Source organism: Comamonas terrigena NBRC 13299 (genome assembly GCF_006740045.1).
In the GTDB taxonomy this organism is placed as follows: domain Bacteria; phylum Pseudomonadota; class Gammaproteobacteria; order Burkholderiales; family Burkholderiaceae_C; genus Comamonas; species Comamonas terrigena.
Genome location: NZ_AP019749.1, coordinates 1,605,171 through 1,628,306 on the forward strand (window position 1 = coordinate 1,605,171; position 23,136 = coordinate 1,628,306).

Genomic DNA, 23,136 nt, shown 5'->3' on the forward strand with positions numbered 1-23,136 from the left:
TCAGCGAAGGGGCTGGCCTTCAGCTGGCAGATGGCTGGGGCGGCAGCGGAGTGGGCTGCGCCTGTGCCGTGGATGCTGCAGCCGCAGTCGGCGTTGCTGGCGCTGTGGCTGCTGTCGGCACTGCCGCAGGGGCCGGACGCAGCATGCGCACCACCAGGCCTGCCGGGCCGGTCTGCCACCAGCGGGCGCTGCCGCGTGTGTTTTCACCCATGGCCTGGGTCAGACGGTCCAGCACGATGGCCAGCAGCACAATGCCCAGGCCGCCCACGGTGGCCAGGCCCATGTCCAGGCGGCCGATACCGCGCAGCACCATCTGGCCCAGACCGCCGACGGCGATCATGGAGGCGATGACCACCATGGACAGCGACAGCATCAGCGCCTGGTTGATGCCGGTCATGATGGACGGCATGGCCAGCGGCAGCTGCACTTTCCACAGCAGCTGCAAGGGCGAGGCGCCGTAGGCGCGGCTGGCTTCGATCAGGTCCGGACGCACCTGGCGGATGCCCAGATTGGTCAGGCGGATCAGCGGCGGCAGCGCGAACACGATGGTCACGATCACCCCCGGCACATTGCCGATGCCGAACAGCATCACCACCGGCACCAGATACACAAAGGCCGGCGTCGTCTGCATGGCGTCCAGCACCGGGCGCATCCAGCGCTGGGCGCGGTCGCTGCTGGCCAGCACGATGCCCATCGGCAGGCCGATGACCACGCAGAACAGCAGCGAGGTCAGCACCAGGGCCAGGGTCACCATGGCTTCGGACCAGATGCCCAGTGCCGCGACGATCAGCAGCGAGATGGCCGAGCCGACGGCCAGCTTGCGGCTGGCGAACTGCCAGGACAGCAGGGCAATCAGCAGCACGAGCACCGGCATGGGCACGGCCAGCAAAGTGTCGGTCACGCCGTTGAGGGTGGCATCGATGGGGGTGCGCACCGCCTGGAAGAAGGGGCGGAAATGCTCGACCACCCAGCCCAGGCCGTCATTGATGGCGTCCTGCACCGGCAGGCCTTCGGTGGTGATCTGGTGCCACAGGGCCGTCAGGCCGCTCTGGCTGCTGTCATCCACCGGGGTGGATGTGGCCGGGGTGCTGAGCCAGTCCATGCCGGCGTCGGGCGCACCGGCGCTGCCGCCCCAGGGGTCGGTGCCGGCATCGGTGGCGTTGGCCGTGGGCGCATCGGCCTGCACGCTGCTGGCTGCCCAGGGATCGTCGACCGCGGCATCGGCGGACGGGGTGTGCATCGGATTCGGGGCGTCCTGTGCGGTGCTGGCGGCCCAGGGATCGTCCTGCACCGGGGTGGTGGTGTGCAAATCGTTCATGCGGCATCTCCGGTCTGGTTATGGACAGGCGCGGCAGGCTGGGCATGCGGCGCCACGGCGGGTTCCGCCGCATGCACGGGGAACTTCGGATTCAGCTGGATGGGCGGCACTTCGATCTGGGGCGGCGGCACGGGCGGGGTGTCGCGGTCCAGGAACTTGAGCATGGTGGTGCGACTGACCACACCGAGGAAGCTGCCGTCCTCGTCCACCACGGGCAGCGGGAAAGGCACGGCCGCCACCGGGCCGAACAGATCGGCCACCGGTGTGCTGCTGGCCAGCGGCACGGCGTTGGGGATGAAGGCGTGCTGCAGTGCGCGCATGCCGGGCTGGCCTTGCAGCGCATCCCGCAGGGACTGTGAAGAGACCACGCCCAGGTAGCGCTTGCGGCTGTTGACCACATAGGCGTGGTCGCGGTCGGAGTCCTCGATCAGGCGCAGCGCGGCGCGGCAGCCGCGGTCGCTGTGCTCGGAGATGATGGTCACGGCCTGGCGGGCGATGTCGGCAGCCTTGAAGACCGAGGCCGCATCCACGCCGCGCACAAAGTTGCGCACGTAATCGTTGGCCGGGCTGCGCAGGATTTCATCGGGCGTGCCCACCTGCACCACCTGGCCATCCTTCATGATGGCGATGCGGTCGCCAATGCGCATGGCTTCATCCAGGTCGTGCGAGATGAAGACCACGGTGCGCCGCTTGATCTGCTGCAGGCGCAGGATTTCGGACTGCATCTCGGTGCGGATGATGGGGTCCAGGGCGGAGAACGCCTCGTCCATCAGCAGGATGCTGGGGTCGGATGCCAGGGCACGGGCCAGGCCCACACGCTGCTGCATGCCGCCCGACAGGGCATCGGGGTAGCTGGCACCCCAGGCGCCCAGGCCGACCTGCTCCAGCGCTTCCTGGGCGGCTTTTTGGCGCGTGGGCTTGTCCACGCCGGCCAGTTCCAGGCCGAAGGCGGTGTTGTCCAGCACCGTCATGTGGGGCATCAGCGCGAACGACTGGAACACCATGGAGATGTCCTTGCGGCGCAGGGCGCGCAGGTCGCGGTCGTTGAGCTGGTTGATGTCCTGGCCATCCACCACGATCTGGCCGCTGGTGGGCTCGATCAGTCGGTTGAGCAGGCGCACCAGCGTGGACTTGCCCGAGCCGGACAGGCCCATGATGACAAAGACCTCGCCGGCCTCGATGGTGAAGTGGGCGTCGAACACGCCGATGGACTGGCCGGTGCGCTGCAGGATGTCTTGTTTCGACAGCCCCTGCTGCACCAGGTCGAGCGCAGCCTGCGGCTGGTCGCCGAAGACTTTGAACACATGCTCGATGCGGATTTGTTTGGCCACTGGTTTCTCTCCCTCATTGGTTTTGGAGGTTGAACACAGTGCAGCCGCGCCATGGGCATGCCCATGGCGGCCTACACGCGAAGCCGGAAAACGTGGGGCCCGATGCACTGGCGCAGCGGGGAACACCCGTTGCGCCACATTGAAGGGCAGGTATGGCAGGGCCCGCATGGCACGCGAGGGTGCGCAAGGGCCGCAGGAGCGAGGGAGGAAGTCAACGGTCAGACCGCCGGTTGCTTTCCCTCGGAGCGGGTGGCGGCGCAAGGCCGAAAGCCACCCGGATGAAAGTCCGTGCATCAGGGCCGGAGTCCGGCCTGTGGCGGCATCGCGTTGCGTGGCAACGGTGCGCGCCAGAGTCAATCCACCCGCAAAAGGGATGGATTACCTGCATGGCAGGTTGTTAATCAAGCCTTTATTCTAACTATTCGTTATGTTGCTGTCAATGATTTTTTTGCGTTGCAGCATTCGCGGGGCTGGCAACGGCGGGCTTCATGCTTTCTCCCGCTGGCAACGGAGCGGAAAAAGCAGCAACCCCGGAACCTTGCGGTAGCCGGGGGTGCATGCGGGCAAAAACGCCCCGATGGGCGCTTTGCAGAGGGGACTCAGTGGGCGCTGTGGCTGGCGTGGCTGCTGTGGATCAGCTTGTCGGTGAAGGCAATGGCCAGGGCGCTGAGCAGGAAGACCACATGGATGATGGTCTGCCACATCAGCACCTGCACTTCATAGTTGCCGGCGTTGATGAAGCTCTTGAGCAGGTGGATGGAGCTGATGCCGATGATGGACAGGGCCAGCTTGACCTTGAGCACCGAGGCGTTCACATGGTCCAGCCACTCGGGCTGGTCGGGGTGGCTGTCCAGGCCCAGTCGGCTGACAAAGGTTTCGTAGCCGCCGACGATCACCATGATCAGCAGGTTGGAGATCATCACCACGTCGATCAGGGCCAGCACCACCAGCATGATGACGGTCTCGTTCAGGCCGGTAATGGTGGCTTCGGGTTTGTAGCCGATGTTGGTGATCAGTGCCTGCAGCGCTTCCTGGCTGCCGAAGGCGGCTTCCACCAGGTGCAGCAGCTCGATCAGGAAGTGCCAGACATAGACACCCTGGGCTGCGATCAAGCCCAGGTACAGCGGCAGCTGCAGCCAGCGGCTGGCAAAGATCAGGGCTGGCAGGGGACGCAGGGCCACGGGCGTGGACGAGGGGGGGGAGGCAGGAGACTCGGATTTCGGGTCAGCGTGGGCCATGGTGGGTCAGAGGATGGTTGAAGGAAACCGTAGCAGCGAAGCGCTGCTGGGCGGGCATTGTATGCGGCGGCATTGTGGAAACCCGAGGGGGAAGGCAGGGCTTTTTGCGGGCTACAGTGGGAGATAGACGGCGAGTCAGTGGTATGTAAGTGCCCGACACGACAGTACGCCGCAAACAAACCCTACAAGTGCAAGGAGACTCAGCCATGAACGCACCGACCAACGCCATCGAATCCGTGCTGGTGGAAAACCGCGTCTTTCCCCCATCCGATGCGACCCAGAAGGCAGCCCGTGTGTCCGGCATGGCCGCTTACGAAGCCCTGTGTGCCGAAGCGGACAAGGACTATGAAGGTTATTGGGCCCGCCTGGCCCGTGAAAACGTGGTGTGGACCAAGCCCTTCACCCAGGTGCTGGACCAGAGCAATGCCCCGTTCTTCAAATGGTTTGCCGACGGCGAACTGAATGCCAGCGCCAACTGCCTGGACAAGCACATCGGCACGCCGGTCGAAAATAAGACCGCCATCATCTTTGAAGCCGACGGCGGCGAGGTCACCAAGGTCACCTACAAGGAACTGCTGGCCCGCGTGAGCCAGTTCGCCAACGCGCTCAAGGCCCGTGGCGTGCAAAAGGGCGACCGTGTGCTGATCTACATGCCCATGACCATCGAAGGCGTGGTGGCCATGCAGGCCTGCGCGCGCATCGGTGCCACGCACTCGGTGGTGTTCGGCGGCTTCTCGGCCAAGGCGGTGCAGGAACGCATCGTGGACGTGGGCGCCAGCGCGGTGGTCACGGCCAACTACCAGATGCGTGGTGGCAAGGAGCTGCCGCTGAAGGCCATCGTCGACGACGCGCTGGCGCTGGGCGGCTGCGATGCGGTCAAGACGGTGCTGGTGTACGAACGCACACCCACGGCATGCGCCATGGTGGCCGGCCGTGACATCACCTTCACCGAAGCGCTGGCAGGCCAGTCGACCGAATGTCCGGCCGTGCCGGTGAATGCCGAGCACCCGCTGTTCATCCTCTACACCAGCGGCTCCACCGGCAAGCCCAAGGGCGTGCAGCACAGCACCGGTGGCTACATGCTGTGGGCGCGCCAGACGGTGAACTGGACCTTCGACATGAAGGACAGCGATGTGTTCTGGTGCACGGCCGACATCGGCTGGATCACCGGCCATACCTATGTGGCCTACGGCCCGCTGTCGGCGGGTGCCACGCAGATCGTGTTCGAAGGCGTGCCGACCTTCCCGAACGCCGGCCGCTTCTGGCAGATGATCGAGCGCCATGGCTGCACGGTGTTCTACACCGCGCCCACGGCCATCCGTTCGCTGATCAAGGCCGCGGATTCCGACGAGAAGGTGCACCCCAAGAACTGGAACCTGTCGTCGCTGCGTATCCTGGGCAGCGTGGGCGAGCCCATCAACCCCGAAGCCTGGATGTGGTACTACAAGCACATTGGTGGCGAGCGCTGCCCGATCGTGGACACCTTCTGGCAGACCGAAAACGGCGGCCACATGATCACGCCTCTGCCTGGTGCCACCCCGCTGGTGCCCGGTTCGTGCACCTTGCCGCTGCCCGGCATCACCGCGGCCATCGTCGATGAATCCGGCAACGACATGCCCCACGGCGCCGGCGGCATCCTGGTGGTCAAGAAGCCCTGGCCGTCGATGATCCGCAACATCTGGGGTGACCCCGAGCGCTTCAAGAAAAGCTACTTCCCCGAAGAGCTCAAGGGCTACTACCTGGCCGGTGACGGCGCCGTGCGCAGCGAAGACCGCGGCTACTTCCGCATCACCGGCCGCATCGACGATGTGCTGAACGTCTCCGGCCACCGCATGGGCACGATGGAAATCGAATCCGCGCTGGTATCCAAGACCGATCTGGTGGCGGAAGCCGCTGTGGTGGGCCGCCCGGACGACCTGACCGGCGAAGCCATCTGCGCCTTCGTGGTGCTCAAGCGCCCGGTGCCGACCGGCGAAGAAGCCAAGGCCCTGGCCAACGAACTGCGCAACTGGGTGGCCAAGGAAATCGGCCCCATCGCCAAGCCCAAGGACATCCGCTTTGGCGAGAACCTGCCCAAGACCCGCAGCGGCAAGATCATGCGCCGTCTGCTGCGCTCCATCGCCAAGGGCGAGGCCATCACCCAGGACACCAGCACGCTGGAAAACCCTGCGATCCTGGAGCAGCTGGCCAAGACCAACTGATTCAGAACGCCGCGCAACGCGGACACCGGGTGCTCTGCGACAGCTGCGGCCCTGATGCTTCGGATGCGGTACCGCCGCACCCGTTTATGCCACCGCCACAAGCGGTGGCTTTTTTCTGGGCTGGCGCAAACAAGCGCCAATGTGGCGCGGGACAGGGGCCATTCCTACCTGGGCTGAATCCAAGATGCGTTACAAATGCGGCGAAGGGCAGGCAGTAGTGCCACGCCCGCTGACCGGACCTTGGAGATTTTCATGAAAGCAAGAACCGCTTTGCTGACCTTGATCGTGCTGCTGATCGTGTTCCTGGCCACGATGAACTGGCAGGCGCTGAACCAATCCACGCCCGTCTCGTTGGGTTTCACTACGGTGGAGGCCCCGCTGGGCCTGATCATGCTGTGCCTGACGGCGTTGCTGGCCATCTTCTTTGTGGCCTACGTGGTCACGCTGCAGGGTTCGGTGCTGATGGAGACGCGCCGGCACAACAAAGAAATGCTGGCCCAGCGCGAGCTGGCCGACAAGGCCGAGGCCTCGCGCTTCACCGAGCTGCGCACGGTGCTGGAGCTGCGACACCAGGAAGCGCAGCAGCAACTGCTCAACCGCCTGGATGCGCTGGAAGAGCAGTTCAAGGCCCGCGCCCAGGAAAGTGACAATTCCACCGCCGCCTATGTCGGCCAGCTGGAGCAGCAGCTGCGCGCCGGCGTGGCCGCCGACTGGGGCAGCGGCAAGGGCCATGCGGCCAAACCGGCCGAAGGCCGCGCCGATCCGTTGCTCTGATGACGGTGCTGCTGCAGCCGGGCCCGCGCCCGGTGCGCAGGCAGCGACGGTGGCGCAGGGGACGCATGCGCCAGGTAAAAAAGAAAAAAGCCGCTGGGCACAGGCCAGGCGGCTTTTTCGGTGGGCCGAGGTCGCGCGGCCCTGCGGCGGGTGCCCGCGCGGTGCGGGATTACTTCAAGGTCAGAATCCAGGCCGCCAGCTTCTTGGCATCGGCTTCGCTGACCTGGGTGTTGGCAGGCATGGGTACGGGGCCCCAGACGCCGCTGCCACCCTTGACGATCTTGGCCGCCAGCTTGTCCGCAGCGTCCTTCTGGCCGGCGTACTTGCCGGCCACGTCCTTGTAGGAGGGGCCCACCAGCTTCTTGTCCACGGCATGGCAGGCCATGCAGTTCTTGGACTGGGCCAGCGCCAGATCGGCCATGGCCGGGGCGGCAACGGACAGGGTCAGGGTCAGGGTGATCAGAACACGCTTCATAGCTACTTTTTCCTCGAGGGCTTTGGCAGAAGTGGGGGAAACAGGGTCGGATTGTAGGCCCGGCCGCAGGCGGGTGCGCATTCCCTGCAAGCGGGTGGATGCCATGGGGCTATTGGGGTTGGCAGGGCGGTGGCTCCGGTACGCACCAGAAGGCTACTATCGCGTTTTGCGATGGCTGGCTCGGTCGCCAGCAGGGATTTGCGCCTGCGCCTTCGCGGGGTGGCTGGGTGATAATCTGCGGTGATCCTGTGTGGGATGGGCGGTGGCAAACCGGCCGCTGCGCGCAGGCCTGCAGACCTTTGCTACAACGACATTCCCCATGCCCGCATACCGTTCCAAAACCTCCACCGGCGGCCGCAACATGGCAGGTGCGCGCGCCTTGTGGCGTGCCACCGGCATGAAAGATGGCGACTTCGAAAAGCCCATCATCGCCATTGCCAACTCCTTCACCCAGTTCGTGCCCGGCCACGTGCACCTGAAGGACATGGGGCAGCTGGTGGCGCGCGAGATTGAAAAGGCCGGCGGTGTGGCCAAGGAATTCAACACCATCGCCGTGGACGATGGCATCGCCATGGGCCATGACGGCATGCTGTATTCGCTGCCCAGCCGTGACCTGATTGCCGATTCGGTCGAATACATGGTGAACGCCCACTGCGCCGATGCGCTGGTGTGCATCTCCAACTGCGACAAGATCACCCCCGGCATGCTGATGGCCGCCATGCGCCTGAACATCCCGGTGATCTTTGTCTCCGGCGGGCCCATGGAAGCGGGCAAGACCAAGCTGGCCAATCCCGATACCAAGACCATCGAGTTCAAGAAGCTGGATCTGGTGGACGCCATGGTGATCGCCGCCGACCAGCGCTATTCCGACGCCGAGGTGGCAGAGGTGGAGCGCTCGGCCTGCCCGACGTGCGGCTCCTGCTCGGGCATGTTCACCGCCAACTCCATGAACTGCCTGACCGAGGCGCTGGGCCTGTCCCTGCCCGGCAACGGCACTGTGGTGGCCACGCACGCCGACCGCGAAGCGCTGTTCCTGCGCGCCGGTCGCCGCATTGTGGAGCTGGCCCGCCAGCACTACGAGCAGGACGATGCATCGGTGCTGCCGCGTGCCGTGGGCTTCAAGGCCTTCGAGAACGCTATCACGCTGGACATCGCCATGGGCGGGTCCACCAACACCATCCTGCACCTGCTGGCCATCGCCAAGGAAGCCGGTATCGACTTCACCATGGCCGACATCGACCGCCTTTCGCGCGTCGTGCCCCAGCTGTGCAAGGTCGCGCCCAACACGCCCAAGTACCACATCGAAGACGTGCACCGCGCTGGCGGCATCATGGCCATCCTGGGTGAGCTGGACCGCGCTGGCAAGCTGCATACCGATGTGCCCACCGTGCATGCCAAGACCCTGAAGGAAGCGCTGGACCAGTGGGACATCGTGCGCACGCAGGATGAAGCCGTGCGCCACTTCTACCTGGCGGGCCCGGCCGGCATCCCCACGCAGGTGGCTTTCAGCCAGAGCACCCGCTGGCCCAGCCTGGACCTGGACCGTGCCGAGGGCTGCATCCGCAGCTATGAGCATGCTTTCAGCAAGGAAGGCGGCCTGGCGGTGCTGACCGGCAACATCGCCCTGAATGGCTGTGTGGTGAAGTCCGCCGGTGTGGACGAATCCATTCTGGTGTTTGAAGGCACGGCCCATGTGGTCGAGTCGCAGGACGAAGCCGTGGAAAACATCCTGGCCGACAAGGTGAAGGCCGGTGATGTGGTGATCGTGCGTTACGAAGGCCCCAAGGGCGGCCCCGGCATGCAGGAGATGCTGTATCCCACCAGCTACCTCAAGTCCAAGGGTCTGGGCAAGGCCTGCGCGCTGCTGACGGACGGACGTTTCTCCGGCGGGACGTCGGGTCTGTCCATTGGTCACTGCTCGCCCGAAGCCGCCGCTGGCGGCGCCATCGGCCTGGTGCAGAACGGCGACAAGATCCGCATCGACATTCCCAACCGCACCATCAATGCGCTGGTCAGCGATGAAGAACTGGCCCGCCGCCGCGAAGTGCAGAACGCCAAGGGCTGGAAGCCCGTCAAGCCGCGTCCGCGCAAGATCTCAGCCGCACTGAAGGCCTACGCCATGCTGGTCACCAGCGCGGATACCGGCGCCGTGCGCGACCTGTCGCTGCTGGACGATTGAGCGACGGGTATTGCGGGCTGCATCTGCTGCATCTGCTGCATCTACCAAGAGCAGGGCTGTGAAATCCTTCAGGCAGGAGCCCACGCAGCGCGCTTGATGTGCGCAGGCACCCGCCACGCCCGCCAGAAAAAACCGCCCCATCCTGTGGATGTGGGCGGTTTTTTCATGTGCAGCCAGGACCACAGGCACAAGGCATGCGGCGTGCTCTGCTTGAGCGCAGCACTGGCCGTTGCTGCGGACAGCGCTTCCGGGTTCCGGGCTTGCCTGGCGAGGTGGCTGGGCCTCTTTGGCTCCAGCTGGGCATGCCATCCCGGAGCCTGGAAGGCGCAGCGCAAGCCGTGCCCCGGTACTGTTCCCCGACGGGCGACCTGTGCCGGGGGGCTCCGGATGCTGCACCATGGATGAACAAGGTATCTTCCTGGGACCTGGAAGCGCATGCATGCCGGTGTCCGGGTTGTACAGAGCCATCTTCGTTCGTCAGAGGCCCTATGAAACCGACCTGGTCACAGCGGCTGCGCAAGAGCTTCCAATCCCTGGGGCCCGGGCTGATCACCGGGGCTGCCGACGACGACCCCAGCGGTATTGCCACCTACTCCCAGGCCGGGGCGCAGTTCGGCTTCTCCATGCTCTGGAGCATGGTCTTCACCTTGCCGCTGATGGCGGCCATCCAGATCATCAGCGCGCGCATCGGCTATGTGACGCGCCGTGGTCTGGTGGCCAATATCGGACAGGCCTATCCCCGCTGGGTGCTGGTCTCCACCGTGACGCTGCTGGTCGGTGCCAACACCCTGAACATTGCCGCCGATCTGGCGGCCATGGCCGAGGCATTGCGGCTTCTGCTGGGTGGTTCGGCCCATGTCTATGTCGTCAGCTTCGGGATGCTGTGCCTGCTGCTGCAGGTGTTTCTGCCTTACCGCCTGTATGTGCGCGGGCTGAAATGGCTGACGCTGGCCTTGCTCGCCTATGTGGCGGTGGCATTGACCGTTCCCCTGAACTGGGGCGACGTGCTGCGCGCGGTGGTGTATCCGCGCTTGACGCTCAGCAACGAAGTGCTGTTGATGGTGGTCGCGCTCTTTGGCACCACCATCAGCCCCTATCTGTTTTTCTGGCAGGCGGCACAGGAGATGGAAGACCTGCGCGGCGGCCCGGTGCATTCGCTGCAGGAGGTCCGGCACCATCTGCGCCGGATCAAGTTCGACACCATCCTGGGGATGACGTTCTCGAACCTGATCGCTTTCTTTGTTATCCTGAGCACGGCCGCCACCTTGCATGCGGCAGGACTCACCCATATCGAAACGTCCGCGCAGGCCGCCGAAGCGTTGCGGCCGGTGGCCGGCGACCTCACATTTTTGCTGTTCAGCCTGGGCATCATCGGTACCGGCATGCTGGCGGTGCCGGTGCTGGCAGGGTCTGCCGCGTATGCCGTTGCAGAGGCCTTCCGGTGGGAAGGCACCTTGAGCGCGCGCCTGGGGCAGGGAGAGGGCCGTGGTTTCTACGGGGTGATCGCATTTGCCACATTCGGCGGCGTGGTGCTGTGCTTCACCCCGACAGACCCTGTGAAAGAGCTGTTCTGGGCGGCGGTGCTCAACGGGGTGATAGCGGTGCCCATCATGGTGGTGATGATGCTGCTGGCCACCCGGCGGGACACCATGGGCGCGCACACCATAGGCCACCGCCTGCGTGCCTTGGGGTGGCTGGCCACGGCGGCCATGGCGGCCACCGTGGTGGCCATGCTGGTCACGCTGTGATGGCCTAGCGCGGATGGTGAAGACGGGGAGGCCTGCGGCGCGCCGGGCTCATGGCTCCCAGCGCCCGGCGACGTTCTTCAGCAGGGTGTTGATGGCCGCCAGGCGCCGGTTCTGCACGCTGATCAGACTGTTCTGTGCGCTCAACACCGTGGTCTGTGCCGACAGCACATTCAGATAGGCCACGGTACCTGCCTTGTACTGGTTGTTGGCCACGTCCAGCGCCTTTTGCGCGGCGGCCACGGCTTCGGTCTGCACCTGCTGTTCCTGGGCCAGGTGGGTGGCGGCCACCAGGTTGTCTTCCACCTCCTGCAGCGCCGTCAGCACGGTCTGCTTGTAGCTGGCACCTGCCAGATCCAGCGCTGCGCGGGCCGACTCCACGGCAGCCGAGCGGGCGCCGCCGTCGAACAGGCTCACGGCCATGGCCGGACCCAGCGACCAGAACAGATTGGGGGCACTGAGCAGGTGCGACAGCGTGCTGCTGCGATAGCCGCCTGCCGCCGACAGCGTGAGCGCCGGAAAGTAGGCGGAACGCGCCACGCCCACCTGGGCATTGGCCGCGGCCACGCGGCGTTCCGCCGCCGCAATGTCGGGGCGCTGCTCCAGCAGGGTGGAGGCCAGCATGCCCGGCACCTGCGGCGCAGCCGGCAGCTGCCCGGTGACGGGCAGGCTGAACTGGGCGGGCGCCAGGCCCAGCAACGCGGCCAATGCATGCTCGTACTGGGCGCGTGTGGTCCGGGCCTCCAGCAACTGGGCCTGGGTGCTCTTGTACTGTGATTCGGCCTGGGCCACGTCGGCCGACGATGCCACGCCTGCGCGGTAGCGGTTCTGTGTCAGCTGCCAGCTTTGCAGGTAAGCCTGCAGGCTGTCCTGCAGCAGCTGCATCTGGGCTTCGGCCGCGCGCAGCGCGATATAGGTTTGTGCCACGGTCGCCTGGCTGGACAGGCGCGCGGCGGACAGATCGTCCTGGCTGGCCTGGGCGCTCAGCTGGTCGGCCGTCACCTGGCCGGACAGCCGCCCCCACAGATCCAGCTCCCAGCTGGCGCTCAGACCGAGCGAGTAGCTGTTGTTGATGCCGGCACTGCCACCGTTGCCCGTGCTGCCGCCTGCACGGGCCCGGCCGGCGCTGCCCGATGCGCCCAGCGTCGGCAGCAGGCCGGCCCGGCTGCTGGCCACCGCGGCCTGGGCGGCACGCAGCCGGGCCACGGCCTGTTCCACGCCGGGGCTGCCGGCCGCAGCCTGCTCCTGCAGCCGGTTCAGCGTGGCATCGCCATACAACGACCACCAGGAGGTGGGCACGGCAGCCGCAGCATCGCCTGGCGTGGCGCCATGGCGGGCGGGCTGCCACACCCCCCATTCGGCGGCAGAGGGTGTGGCTTCCTTGAAGGTGGCAGGCACATCCAGCGCTGGGCGTTGGTAGGTGGGTGCCATGGAGCAGCCGGTCAACCCCAGCACCAGGACTGCCGCAACGGGCCAGGGCGATTTCAGATCAGCGAACGGATTCAGCGCGCGCCATGGCATTGGCAGGCCCTTTTGATGCATAGCTTCGGTCCAGACAATCATGCAGGTGTTCCGGGTGTGGCAGTCACATTCCCCTGGCGCTGCCAGGTGCGCAGCCAGCGGGTGCGCACACGGTCCAGCAGCACATAGACCACGGGTGTGGTGTAGAGCGTGAGCAACTGGCTGACCAGCAGGCCGCCCACAATGGCAATGCCCAGCGGCTGGCGCAGCTCAGCCCCGTCACCCCGGCCCAGCGCCAGCGGCAGCGCCCCGAAGATGGCGGCCATGGTGGTCATCAGAATGGGGCGCAGCCGCAGGTTGCAGGCACGGTAGATGGCCTGTGCGGCCGTGGTGTGACCGGCTTTCTCGCGCTCCAGCGCGAAGTCGATCATCATGATGGCGTTCTTCTTGACCAGGCCGATCAGCAGGATCACGCCGATGAAGGCGATCAGGGAGAACTCGGTCTTGCACAGCATCAGCGCCAGCAGCGCGCCCACGCCGGCCGATGGCAGGGTGGAGAGGATGGTCAGCGGGTGGACCAGGTTTTCATAGAGGATGCCCAGCACCAGATAGATGGTGAGGATGGCCGCCAGAATCAGCAGCGGCTGCCCTGCCAGCGCTTGCTGGAAAGCGCCCGCCGTGCCGCTGAAGCTGCCGCGTATGGACACCGGCATGCCGAGGTCCGCCATGGCCTGGCGGATGGCGTCATTGGCCTGCGACAGCGAGACCCCGGGTGGCAGGCTGTAGCTGATGGTGCTGGCCGGCGTGCCGCCTTCGTGGCTGACCGTCAGCGGGGTGTTGGTGGTGGTGATGCGGGCAAACGCTGTCAGCGGTACCTGCTCGCCGCTGCTGTTGACGAAGAAGAAGCCGCGCAGCGTCTCCGGGCTCTGCAGGAACTGGGGGGCCGCTTCCATCACCACGCGGTACTGGTTGAGCGGGTTGTAGATCACCCCCACCTGGCGCTGGCCGAAGGCGTCGTTCAGGGTGTTGTCGATCTGCACCACCGTCAGTCCCAGGCGCGCTGCCTGGTCGCGGTCGATCACCAACGAGGTCTGCAGGCCATAGTCCTGCACGTCGCTGTTCACATCGGTGAGCTCCGGCAGGGTGGACAGCACCTGGCGGATGCGCGGCTCCCAGGTGCGCAATTCGGCGTTGTCGTCGGCCTGCAGCGTGAAATCGTAGGAGGCCATGCTCTGGCGGCCGCCGATGCGGACATCTTGCTGCGCCACCATGAACAGGCGTGCACCGGGTTCGTTCTTGAGCTTGTCGCGCAGGCGGTTGATGACCTCGTCACTGGACACCTTGCGCTCGGACAGCGGCTTGAGCGACATGAAGATGTTGGCGGCATTGCGCTGGCCGCCGCCGGTGACACCGGTCACGTATTCCACCGCCGGATCCTGCTGCACGATGGCCAGAAAGCGCTGGATGCGCCGCTCCATGGCCTGGAAGGAGGTGGACTGGTCGGCGCGGATGAAGCCCATCACCCGCCCCGTGTCCTGCTGGGGCATGAAGCCCTTGTCGATGGCCACATACAGGTAGACGTTCAGCCCGATGACCGCCAGCAGCACCAGCACCACCAGGGGCTGGCGGCGCAGGCTCCAGGCCAGGGTGCGGCGATAACCGGCGGTGAGCGCGGTTTCGCCCCGGCCGATGGCGGCCGAGATGCGCTGCCAGAAGCCTTGCCAGCGTTGCCGCCAGGCACTGCGCTGGCCCTTGCGCGCTTGCATGCGGGCCTGCTGTGCCGGTGTGCGCAGCAATGCCGCGCACATCATGGGGGTGGTGGTCAGCGACACCACCATGGACACCAGGATCGCCGCGGACATGACCACCGCGAACTCCCGGAAGAAACGCCCCACGATGCCTCCCATGAACAGAATGGGCACAAACACCGCAATCAGCGACAGGCTCATGGAGACCACGGTGAAACCGATTTCCCGTGCACCCTGCAGCGCCGCCTGCAAGGGCGACTTGCCCCGCTCCATGTGGCGCATCACGTTTTCCAGCACCACGATGGCATCGTCCACCACAAAGCCCGTGGCCACCGTCAGGGCCATCAGCGACAGATTGTCCAGCGTGTAGCCGCACAGGTACATGATGCCGAACGTGCCCATCAGCGAGGCCGGCACGGCCACGGCGGGAATCAGTGTGGCCCGCCCGTTGCGCAGGAACAGGAACACCACCAGGATCACCAGGGCCACCGAGATGGCCAGCGCGCGCTCCACCTCCACCACGGAGGCCCGCAGCGTGGGGGTGCGGTCGGAGACGATGGTCATGTCGATGGCCGCCGGAATGGATGCCTGCAGCTGCGGCAGCAGGGCACGCACCCTGTCCACGGCTTCCAGGATGTTGGCGTCCGGCTGCTTGAAGATCTGCAGCAGGATGGCGGGCTTGCCGTTGGCCACGCCGAAGTTGCGCACGTCCTGCACCGAGTCACTGACCTCTGCCACATCCTGCAGCCGCACGGCATAGCCATTGTTCCAGCTGAGCACCAGCGGCGCATAGTCGGCCGCCTTGGACGCCTGGTCGTTGGTGCCCACCTGCCAGTAGTGGTCCTCGCGCTCCACCGCCCCCAGGGGGCGGTTGGCGTTGGTGCTGGTGATGGCGCTGCGCACCTGCTCCAGCGAAATGCCGTTGGCCGCCAGGCGCACCGGGTCCAGTTCCACCCGCACGGCAGGCAGGGCCCCACCGCTGATGCTGGCCTGGCCCACGCCCTCGACCTGGGAGAGCTTCTGCGCCAGCACAGTGGAGGCGGCGTCATACATCTGCCCGCGGGTGAGGCTGGAAGAGGTCAGCGCCAGGATCAGGATGGGCGCATCGGCCGGGTTGACCTTGCGGTAGGTCGGGTTGCTGGGCATGCCCGAAGGCAGCAGGGTGCGCGCCGCGTTGATGGCGGCTTGCACGTCGCGCGCGGCGCTGTCCACGGTGCGCGACAGATCGAACTGCAGGGTGATGCGGGTGTTGCCCAGGCTGGAGCTGGACGTCATTTCATTGACGCCGGCAATTGATCCCAGCGCCCTCTCCAGCGGCGTCGCCACGGTGGCCGCCATGGTGTCCGGCGCGGCCCCGGGCAGGCTGGCCGTGACCGAGATGGTGGGGTAGTCCACCTGCGGCAGCGGCGCCACAGGCAGCAGGAAATAGGCCACGCCACCCAGCAGGGCCATGCCGATGGTCAGCAGCATGGTGGCAATCGGGCGGAAGATGAAGGGGGTGGACAGGCTCATGTCCCCTCCCGGGCGCACATCTGGCGCGGCCGACACGGCGGAAACGGCTGGCAGAGGGGCTCAGGCATGGCCGTCCTCCTGCACATCGGCTTCGCTGCGCGGCAGGTGCTGGACCGCCGGCAGGCCATGGCGCACGCGCCAGCGCTCGGCCCAGCCCTCGAACGTGAGGTAGATCACCGGCGTGGTGAACAGCGTCAGCAGCTGGCTGAGCAGCAGCCCGCCCACCAGCGTGACCCCCAGGGGGTGGCGCAGCTCGCTGCCCACCCCGGTGCCGATCATCAGCGGCAGCGCGCCCAGCAGGGCCGCCAGGGTGGTCATCAGAATCGGCCGGAAGCGCAGCAGACAGGCCTGGTGGATGGCGGCCCGTGCGCCCATGCCGCCTTCGCGCTGGGCCTCCAGCGCGAAGTCGATCATCATGATGGCGTTCTTCTTGACGATGCCGATCAGCAGCACGATGCCAATGATGGCGATGATGTCCAGGTCCAGCCCGGCCAGCAGCAGGGCCAGCAGTGCTCCCACCCCCGCTGACGGCAAGGTGGACAGGATGGTGATGGGGTGGATGGTGCTCTCATACAGCACGCCCAGCACGATGTACATGGTCACCACGGCCGCCAGCACCAGCAGCAGCGTGTTGGACAGCGACGCCTGGAAGGCCAGGGCCGCCCCCTGGAACTGCGCATCCACCGACAGCGGCAGGTGCCCGCGCGCGCGCAGGGACTGGATTTCCTGCTGCGCAGCCTCCACCGCATGGCCCAGCGACACACCGGGTGCCGTATTGAAGGAAATGGTGGCTGCCGGCAACTGGCCGACGTGGTTGACGGCCAGGGCCATGGGGCGGTCGCGCACCGTGGCCACCGAGGTGAGCGGCACCGGCTTGCCGGCACTGGAGGCCACATGGATGGATTGCAGTGCTTCCGGGCCCAGCTTGAACTGGGGCGCCACTTCCAGCACCACCCGGTACTGGTTGGACTGGGTGAAGATGGTGGAGATCAGCCGCTGGCCGAAGGCGTTGTAGAGCGCCGTGTCCACGGCGGCAACCGTCACCCCCAGCCGGCTGGCCTGGGCGCGGTCAATTTCCACATAGGCCTGGCGCCCCTGGTTCTGCAGGTCGCTGCCCACATCCAGCAGCTGCGGCAACTGGCGCAGCCGCTCCACCAGGGCCTGGGTGCTGGTTTCCAGCTGGGGCATATCGGGCGAGGACAGCAGCAGCTGGTACTGGGTGCGTGCCTGCCGGTCTTCGATCGTCAGGTCCTGCACCGGCTGGGCGTACAGGCGGATGCCGGGCACCTGGGCGGCGGCATCGCTCAGGCGCCGCAGCACGGTGGCCATGGCGTCGCGCTGGCCGTGGGCCACCAGGTCGATCTGGATGCGCCCGGTGTTGAGCGTGGTGTTGCTGCCATCCACACCGATGAAGGAGGACACGCTTTGCACGGCGGGGTCCTTCAGCAGCTGTGCGGCCAGGGCCTGCTGGCGCTCGGCCATGGCTGCAAACGAGATGGACTGGTCGGCTTCGGTGGTGGCCGCAATGGTGCCTGTGTCCTGGTCGGGAAAGAAGCCCTTGGGCACGGCAAAGTACAGCAGCACCGTGATCGCCAGCGTGGCCAGGAAGACCAGCCAGGTCAGGGCACGGTGGTCCAGCACCCAGTCCAGCCAGCGCCCGTAGCCGACGATGACGCCGTCGAACCACCGGGCCACGGCGTCTGCCGTGCGGCCCCAGGCAGTGCGTGCCGGCGCCGGGACACTGCTAGCTTCAGCCTGCGGCTGGTGGTGCAGCAGCCGCGCGCACAGCATGGGGGTCAGCGTGAGCGACACCACTGCCGAGATCAGGATGGCCACCGCCATGGTGATGGCGAATTCATGGAACAGACGGCCGACCACATCCCCCATGAACAGCAGCGGAATCAGCACCGCGATCAGCGAAATCGTCAGCGAGATGATGGTGAAACCGATCTGCTTGGCGCCCTTGAGCGCGGCCTGCATCGGTGGCTCGCCTTTTTCCACGAAACGGGCGATGTTCTCGATCATCACGATGGCATCGTCCACCACAAAGCCGGTGGAGATGGTCAGGGCCATCAACGTGAGGTTGTTGATGGAAAAGCCCGCCAGGTACATCACGCCGAAGGTGCCGATCAGCGACAGCGGCACCGCCACACTGGGGATGAGCGTGGCCGAGGCGCTGCGCAGGAACAGAAAGATCACCATCACCACCAGGGAGATGGATAGCGCCAGTTCCCACTGCATGTCCTCCACCGAGGCCCGGATGGTGACCGTGCGGTCCGTGAGAATGTGCACATCCAGCGAGGCTGGCAGCGTTTCCTTCAGCTGGGGCAGCAAGGCCTTGATGGCGTCCACCGTGTCGATCACGTTCGCCCCCGGCTGGCGGCGGATGTTGAGAATCACCGCCGCGCTGGCGCCCTGTGCCGGCGTGCCGGCCCAGGCGGCCAGGCGCGTGTTCTCGGCGTCGTCCACCGTCTGCGCCACATCGGCCAGGCGAATGGGGTTGCCGTTCTTGAAGGCGATCAGCAGATTGCGGTACTCGGAGGCGGATTGCAGCTGGTCATTGGCGTCGATGGTGGAGGCGCGGTAGGGGCCGTCAAATCCGCCCTTGGCGGCCTTGACGTTGGCCGCCGCAATGGCGGTGCGCACATCGTCCAGCGTCATGCCGTAGCTGGCCAGGGCTGTCGGATTGGCCTGGATGCGCACGGCCGGCCGGCGCCCACCGGCGATGGCCACCAGACCCACGCCCTTGACCTGGGATAGCTTGGGCGCCAGACGGTTTTCCACCAGGTCGTTGACGCGGATCACCGGCAGCGAAGGCGAGGTGATGGCCAGCGTCAGCACCGGCGCATCGGCCGGGTTGACCTTGCTGTAGAGCGGGGGCATGGGCAGGTCGCTGGGCAGCAGATTGGCCCCGGCATTGATGGCGGCCTGCACCTGTTGCTCGGCCACATCCATGGACATGTCCAGCGAGAAGCGCAGGTTGATGACGGATGCGCCTCCGGAGCTGGTGGACGACATCTGGTCCAGCCCCGGCATCTGACCGAACTGGCGCTCCAGCGGCGCGGTGACATTGGATGTCATCACGTCCGGGCTGGCGCCGGGGTAGAGCGTGGTGACCTGGATGGTGGGGTAGTCCACCTCCGGCAGGGCCGAGATGGGCAGCAGCCGGTAGGCCAGGATGCCGGAGATCAGCACTGCCACCATCAGGAGCGAGGTGGCAATGGGCCGCAGAATGAAGAGGCGGGAGAGGTTCATGGTGACCGAAGATGCCTGTGGCGTGTGTGTCTGGTACAGGTCCGTTCACATACGGCCGTGTCAACGGCCACCACTGGCGCCGGCTGCCGTATTGCCTGTGCCTGCTGCGGAGGGCTCCGCTGGCGCGGTGGCGCCCGGCTGGCCGGCGGGCGCCAATCCTGGGGCTGGGGCTGGGGCTGGGGCTGGGGCTGGGGCTGCGGCACCTCCACCGCCATTTGCGGAATTGCCCCGTTCGGCGCGCAGCTTCTGGAAGAAGGCCTTGCGCTCGTCGGGACTCATCTTGACGACCTGTTCGCGCTGTGCGGGCGTCAGATTGCGCATGCTGCGCGGCTGGCTGGCGGCGTCCTGCACGGCCTGGTCCACCTGCTGCACCTTGCCGGCGGCGATCACGGTGACGGGTGCGCCTTCGCGCAGACGGTCGATGCCATCGGTGACCACCTGGTCGCCCGGCTGCAAGTCTCCCTGCACGCTGACGCGATCGCCATCGGTCACCCCGACCTTGATCTTGCGCTGCGTGACCGTATGGTCGGCCTGTACCAGATACACATAGTTGTTCTGCACCGCCGTGGCAGGCACGGTCAGCACCTGTTCCAGCCGGTTGACCTGCAGCCGTACATTGACGAACTGGTTGGCAAACAGGCCGCCTTCGGCATTGGCGAATGCCGCCTTGGCCTTGACGGTGCCGGTGGTGGTGTCAATGGCGTTGTCCAGCGCATTCAGCCGGCCTTTGCCCAGCAGCTGCTTTTGCTCACGGTCCCACAGTTCGACCGGCAGCTCGGTGCCTTGGGCCAGTTGCAGTGCCAGGGTGTTGACATGGGCCTCGGGGATGGAAAACACGGCATCAATGGGCCGCACCTGGGTGATGGTGACCAGTCCATTGGCGTCCGACGGGTTCACCACATTGCCCAGATCCGCCTGGCGCAGACCCAGCCTGCCCGCAATGGGGGCCGTCACCTTGGTGTAGCTGAGCTGCAGTCTGGCGGCGTCCACTTGTCCCTGGTCTGCCGCCACCGTGCCTTGCAACTGGCGCACCAGTGCGGCCTGGGTATCGACCTGCTGGCTGGCAATCGAATCCTGGGCGAGCAGTGCCTGGTAGCGCTGCAGATCCAGCTGGGCATTCTTGAGCTGGGCCTGGTCGCGCTGCAATGCGCCCTGGACCTGGCCCAGCGTGGCCTGGAAGCTGCGCGGATCGATATCGGCCAGCAACTGGCCTGCCTTGACTTCGTCGCCTTCCTTGAAGTGCAGCTTTTGCAGCTCGCCCGAGACCTTGGCTCGCACCACGGCGGTGGCCCGGGCATTCAAGGTGCCGATGGCACTGATGAGGACGCGCACATCGCGCCGGTCCACGACGCCGACGGACACGGGCTGGGCGGTGGTTCCCGCACCGTTTCGGTTCGGACCGCCTCGGCTGCCGCTGCGGCCAGGGTCTGCCGGTGCGGAAGCTCCCGTGCCACCAGACCCGGTCTGGCGGTGCCCCTGCCACCACCATGCTGCAGCGACCGCCAACAGGATGGCAGCAGCAAGCGCGAGCCAGGGCAGCAAGCGCCGCGACCGTACGCCAGGGGGGAAACGCATAATTCACTCCAGATGACAAGTGTCGCCATGCTAGCGCTGCTGCGCCGTCTTTTTGCAGGCTTTACGCCAGTTGAAGCGCCCGTCAGTATCTGGCAAGCACGCCGCCTTGCTGCCCTGGAGGGTCTGCAGCTTCCGGGGTCCGTATCGCGCGGCAGGGTGGGCGCGGTTTGCTTGGCATCGGGTGGGGCCGGTAGACCGCCGGCTGCCTGTCCGCACCCGCTCGCACCCCGGTCGGGTCGTCGGTCTGCCGGCCGTCCACTCCTGCGGACCCGCCTGCCTTCCGGTGCCCGAAAGGGGCGGCAACTGCCACCCGGTTTTTCCGTACCGCAATTCCAGGCACCCTTGTCTGTGCATGCTGGCGTCCTCCATCTGGCGGGCGGTGGGCCTGTCGGCCGGCTGTGTGCGGCCAGGGGCTCCCGGGTGGTCTGCGCCACGGGGCTGCGCCGCCGATCGTTCGGCCCGAAGGATCGGGGTGCATGGAAGGAAGGTGTGCCGGGTCCGGAAGAGGGCGCATGGCTTTCCATGGGCGGCAGTCCGGGTATGGGCTGTCATGGAAATATGTCACCTGCGGGATATCGATAATGGGCTGCGCGCAGCGTTGCGCCAAGGAGTTGTGGTGAGCAGTGGGTGGAGCAGAAACAGACGCCAGGCCGTGGTGGCCGGGGTGTTGGGCATGGTGGGGTGTGCGGTGCAGGGGGGGGCTTTTGCCCAGACGGCTGCGCAGCCGACCTATCCGCAGCGGCCGGTCAAGCTGGTGGTGCCGTTTGCCCCGGGCGGCTCGACCGACATCGTGGCCCGCCTGGTGGCCGAAGCCATGCATGCGCCGCTGGGGCAGAGCGTGGTGGTGGAAAACAAGGCCGGTGCGGGTGGCATGGTGGGGGCCGAGGCCGTCGCCCGTGCCGCACCAGACGGCTATACCGTGGGCCTGGGCTCCATCAGCACCCTGGCGGTGAACCCGGTGGTGCTGCCGCAGGTGCGGGTCGATCCGCTCAAGGACCTGGCGCCGGTGCTGCCGCTGGCATCGATTGCGTCGGTGTTCTCGGTCCGGCCCGAACTGGGGGTCAAGGACTTCGGCAGCTTTGTGCGCATGGCCAAGGCCCAGGGCGACCGTTGGGCGGTGGGCTCATCGGGCGTGGGCTCGGTGGGACATCTGATTCTGGCGGCCTTCAACCGCGACCTGGGCCTGCAGCTGCGTCACATTCCCTACAAAGGCATGGGGCCGGTGGTGCAAAGCGTTCTCAGCGGGGAAACGCAGATGCTGAGCGACCAGTACCCGTCGTCTGCCCCCCATATCCAGAACGGCCTGCTGCAGCCGTTTGCGGTGGCCGCCGAGGCGCGCGTGCCCGCACTGCCGCGGGTGCCGACCTTGGCCGAACTGGGCTATCCCGAGCTCAACAGCCTGGCCATCACCTGGTTCGGTCTGGTGGTGCCGGCAGGCACCCCCCGGCCGGTGGTGGCGCGGCTGAATGCCGCGGCCAATGCGGCACTGCAGCAGCCCGCCTTGCGCGCCCGGCTGGCCCAGTTGGGTGTGCAGCCTCTGGGCGGAACGCCCGCCCAGCTGCAGCAGATGGTGGTGCAGACCACTGCCGTGGTGCGCAAGCTGGTGCAGCAGGAACGGGTGATGGACGCCGCCCAGTAAGCGGTGTTCCGTGGTGCAGCGCCATCTGCGGATGCTGCACCGGCCGCGCTATCCAGAGCGGCTTGAACCGGATCTGCGGCGATAAAAAAAGCTCCCGGATCGGGAGCTTTGTGCAGGGGTGGGGCCCGCAGGCCCGGCAGTGTTCTGGCGTCAGGCCACGTCGCCCATCTGGCTTTGCAGGTAGTTGGGCAGGCCGACACGTTCGATCAGACCCAGCTGCTTTTCCAGCCAGTAGGCGTGGTCCTCTTCCGTGTCCTTGAGCTGGGCCAGCAGCAGATCGCGGGTCTGGTAGTCGGCGTGGCGTTCGCACAGGGCCATGGCAGCACGCAGGTTGTTGCGCACCTGGTATTCGACGGCCAGGTCCTTGCGCAGCATGGCTTCCACGGTGTCACCCGCTTCGAAAGCATGGGGGCGCATGTCGGGCTTGCCACCCAGGAACAGGATGCGGCGCAGGATGGCGTCGGCATGCACAGTCTCTTCTTCCATTTCGTGGCCGATGCGGGCAAACAGGCGCAGGAAGCCCTGGTCTTCGTATTGGCGGGAGTGGATGAAGTACTGGTCGCGTGCTGCCAGCTCGCCGCGCAGCAGTTCTTTCAGGCAGTCAATGACTTCGGGATGGCCTTGCATATTGTTCTTCTGTGAGAGTGGTAATGGACCAAGTATCCTGCGTCTGCAAGGCTTTCCC

14 protein-coding genes are annotated in these 23,136 nt (G+C 66.3%); 5 read left to right on the forward strand and 9 right to left on the reverse strand.

The features are described from left to right. Positions 1 to 19: 19 nt before the first annotated feature. The 3 genes from proW to CT3_RS07420 form a co-directional block, all read right to left on the reverse strand. Positions 20 to 1,318 (reverse strand): glycine betaine/L-proline ABC transporter permease ProW, encoded by a 1,299-nt coding sequence (gene proW / locus CT3_RS07410; RefSeq protein ID WP_172591831.1) that lies wholly within the window; start codon positions 1,316 to 1,318, stop codon positions 20 to 22. Beyond that, entirely contained in the window at positions 1,315 to 2,649 is a 1,335-nt protein-coding gene (gene proV, locus CT3_RS07415; RefSeq protein WP_066535527.1) for a glycine betaine/L-proline ABC transporter ATP-binding protein ProV, read from the reverse strand. The genes proW and proV overlap by 4 nt, the downstream gene beginning before the upstream one ends. A 599-nt stretch (positions 2,650 to 3,248) precedes the next feature. After that, complete coding sequence (locus tag CT3_RS07420; protein WP_066535525.1) at positions 3,249 to 3,887, reverse strand: TIGR00645 family protein; 639 nt, start codon at positions 3,885 to 3,887, stop codon at positions 3,249 to 3,251. Positions 3,888 to 4,093: 206 nt separating this feature from the next. Here CT3_RS07420 and acs point away from each other — a divergent pair, with 206 nt between their 5' ends. Next, positions 4,094 to 6,088, forward strand: a complete 1,995-nt coding sequence (gene acs / locus CT3_RS07425) for an acetate--CoA ligase (protein ID WP_066535517.1) — start codon at positions 4,094 to 4,096, stop codon at positions 6,086 to 6,088. 252 nt (positions 6,089 to 6,340) lie between these two features. Further along, the gene (locus CT3_RS07430) at positions 6,341 to 6,862 is read left to right on the forward strand and encodes a LapA family protein (protein WP_225608565.1); all 522 of its coding nucleotides are present in this window, start codon (positions 6,341 to 6,343) and stop codon (positions 6,860 to 6,862) included. A gap of 169 nt (positions 6,863 to 7,031) precedes the next feature. Here CT3_RS07430 and CT3_RS07435 read toward each other — a convergent pair whose 3' ends face one another. Beyond that, positions 7,032 to 7,337: a c-type cytochrome gene (locus CT3_RS07435; RefSeq protein WP_066535514.1), complete on the reverse strand. Its 306-nt coding sequence runs from the start codon at positions 7,335 to 7,337 to the stop codon at positions 7,032 to 7,034. Between the two features lie 319 nt (positions 7,338 to 7,656). On the opposite strand from CT3_RS07435, the gene ilvD reads away from it, so the two are divergent. Further along, the gene (ilvD, locus tag CT3_RS07440) at positions 7,657 to 9,516 is read left to right on the forward strand and encodes a dihydroxy-acid dehydratase (RefSeq protein WP_066535509.1); all 1,860 of its coding nucleotides are present in this window, start codon (positions 7,657 to 7,659) and stop codon (positions 9,514 to 9,516) included. A gap of 488 nt (positions 9,517 to 10,004) precedes the next feature. Continuing rightward, positions 10,005 to 11,264, forward strand: coding sequence for an NRAMP family divalent metal transporter (locus CT3_RS07445; RefSeq protein WP_066535508.1), 1,260 nt, complete (start codon positions 10,005 to 10,007; stop codon positions 11,262 to 11,264). 48 nt (positions 11,265 to 11,312) lie between these two features. On the opposite strand, the gene CT3_RS07450 is transcribed toward CT3_RS07445, so the two are convergent. From CT3_RS07450 to CT3_RS07465, 4 genes are read right to left on the reverse strand one after another with little or no spacing between them, the layout of a single operon-like run. After that, complete coding sequence (locus tag CT3_RS07450; RefSeq protein ID WP_066535505.1) at positions 11,313 to 12,782, reverse strand: efflux transporter outer membrane subunit; 1,470 nt, start codon at positions 12,780 to 12,782, stop codon at positions 11,313 to 11,315. A gap of 38 nt (positions 12,783 to 12,820) precedes the next feature. Then, positions 12,821 to 15,982 carry a multidrug efflux RND transporter permease subunit gene (locus tag CT3_RS07455; RefSeq protein ID WP_066536194.1) on the reverse strand — a complete coding sequence of 1,054 codons (3,162 nt, stop codon included), beginning with the start codon at positions 15,980 to 15,982 and terminating at the stop codon, positions 12,821 to 12,823. Between the two features lie 60 nt (positions 15,983 to 16,042). Next, a complete protein-coding gene (locus tag CT3_RS07460; protein WP_066535503.1) occupies positions 16,043 to 19,237 on the reverse strand; it encodes a multidrug efflux RND transporter permease subunit in 3,195 nt (1,064 codons plus the stop codon). A gap of 60 nt (positions 19,238 to 19,297) precedes the next feature. After that, on the reverse strand, positions 19,298 to 20,599 hold the full coding sequence (locus tag CT3_RS07465; RefSeq protein WP_486816611.1) for an efflux RND transporter periplasmic adaptor subunit: 1,302 nt from the start codon (positions 20,597 to 20,599) through the stop codon (positions 19,298 to 19,300). An 829-nt stretch (positions 20,600 to 21,428) separates the two neighbouring features. Here CT3_RS07465 and CT3_RS07470 point away from each other — a divergent pair. Next, positions 21,429 to 22,451 carry a Bug family tripartite tricarboxylate transporter substrate binding protein gene (locus CT3_RS07470; protein ID WP_227657869.1) on the forward strand — a complete coding sequence of 341 codons (1,023 nt, stop codon included), beginning with the start codon at positions 21,429 to 21,431 and terminating at the stop codon, positions 22,449 to 22,451. A gap of 150 nt (positions 22,452 to 22,601) precedes the next feature. Here the strand turns inward: CT3_RS07470 and bfr are convergent, their stop codons facing one another. Next, a complete protein-coding gene (gene bfr, locus CT3_RS07475; RefSeq protein WP_066535499.1) occupies positions 22,602 to 23,078 on the reverse strand; it encodes a bacterioferritin in 477 nt (158 codons plus the stop codon). Positions 23,079 to 23,136: the final 58 nt, after the last annotated feature.

Bases quoted from the DNA above. Each gene is read 5' to 3' on its own strand.
- ilvD (WP_066535509.1), top strand. From the start codon at position 7,657: ATGCCCGCATACCGTTCCAAAACCTCCACCGGCGGCCGCAACATGGCA.
- CT3_RS07455 (WP_066536194.1), bottom strand. From the start codon at position 15,982: ATGAGCCTGTCCACCCCCTTCATCTTCCGCCCGATTGCCACCATGCTG.
- acs (WP_066535517.1), top strand. From the start codon at position 4,094: ATGAACGCACCGACCAACGCCATCGAATCCGTGCTGGTGGAAAACCGC.
- proW (WP_172591831.1), bottom strand. From the start codon at position 1,318: ATGAACGATTTGCACACCACCACCCCGGTGCAGGACGATCCCTGGGCC.
- CT3_RS07420 (WP_066535525.1), bottom strand. From the start codon at position 3,887: ATGGCCCACGCTGACCCGAAATCCGAGTCTCCTGCCTCCCCCCCCTCG.
- CT3_RS07460 (WP_066535503.1), bottom strand. From the start codon at position 19,237: ATGAACCTCTCCCGCCTCTTCATTCTGCGGCCCATTGCCACCTCGCTC.
- CT3_RS07435 (WP_066535514.1), bottom strand. From the start codon at position 7,337: ATGAAGCGTGTTCTGATCACCCTGACCCTGACCCTGTCCGTTGCCGCC.
- CT3_RS07450 (WP_066535505.1), bottom strand. From the start codon at position 12,782: ATGCCATGGCGCGCGCTGAATCCGTTCGCTGATCTGAAATCGCCCTGG.
- CT3_RS07430 (WP_225608565.1), top strand. From the start codon at position 6,341: ATGAAAGCAAGAACCGCTTTGCTGACCTTGATCGTGCTGCTGATCGTG.
- bfr (WP_066535499.1), bottom strand. From the start codon at position 23,078: ATGCAAGGCCATCCCGAAGTCATTGACTGCCTGAAAGAACTGCTGCGC.
- CT3_RS07445 (WP_066535508.1), top strand. From the start codon at position 10,005: ATGAAACCGACCTGGTCACAGCGGCTGCGCAAGAGCTTCCAATCCCTG.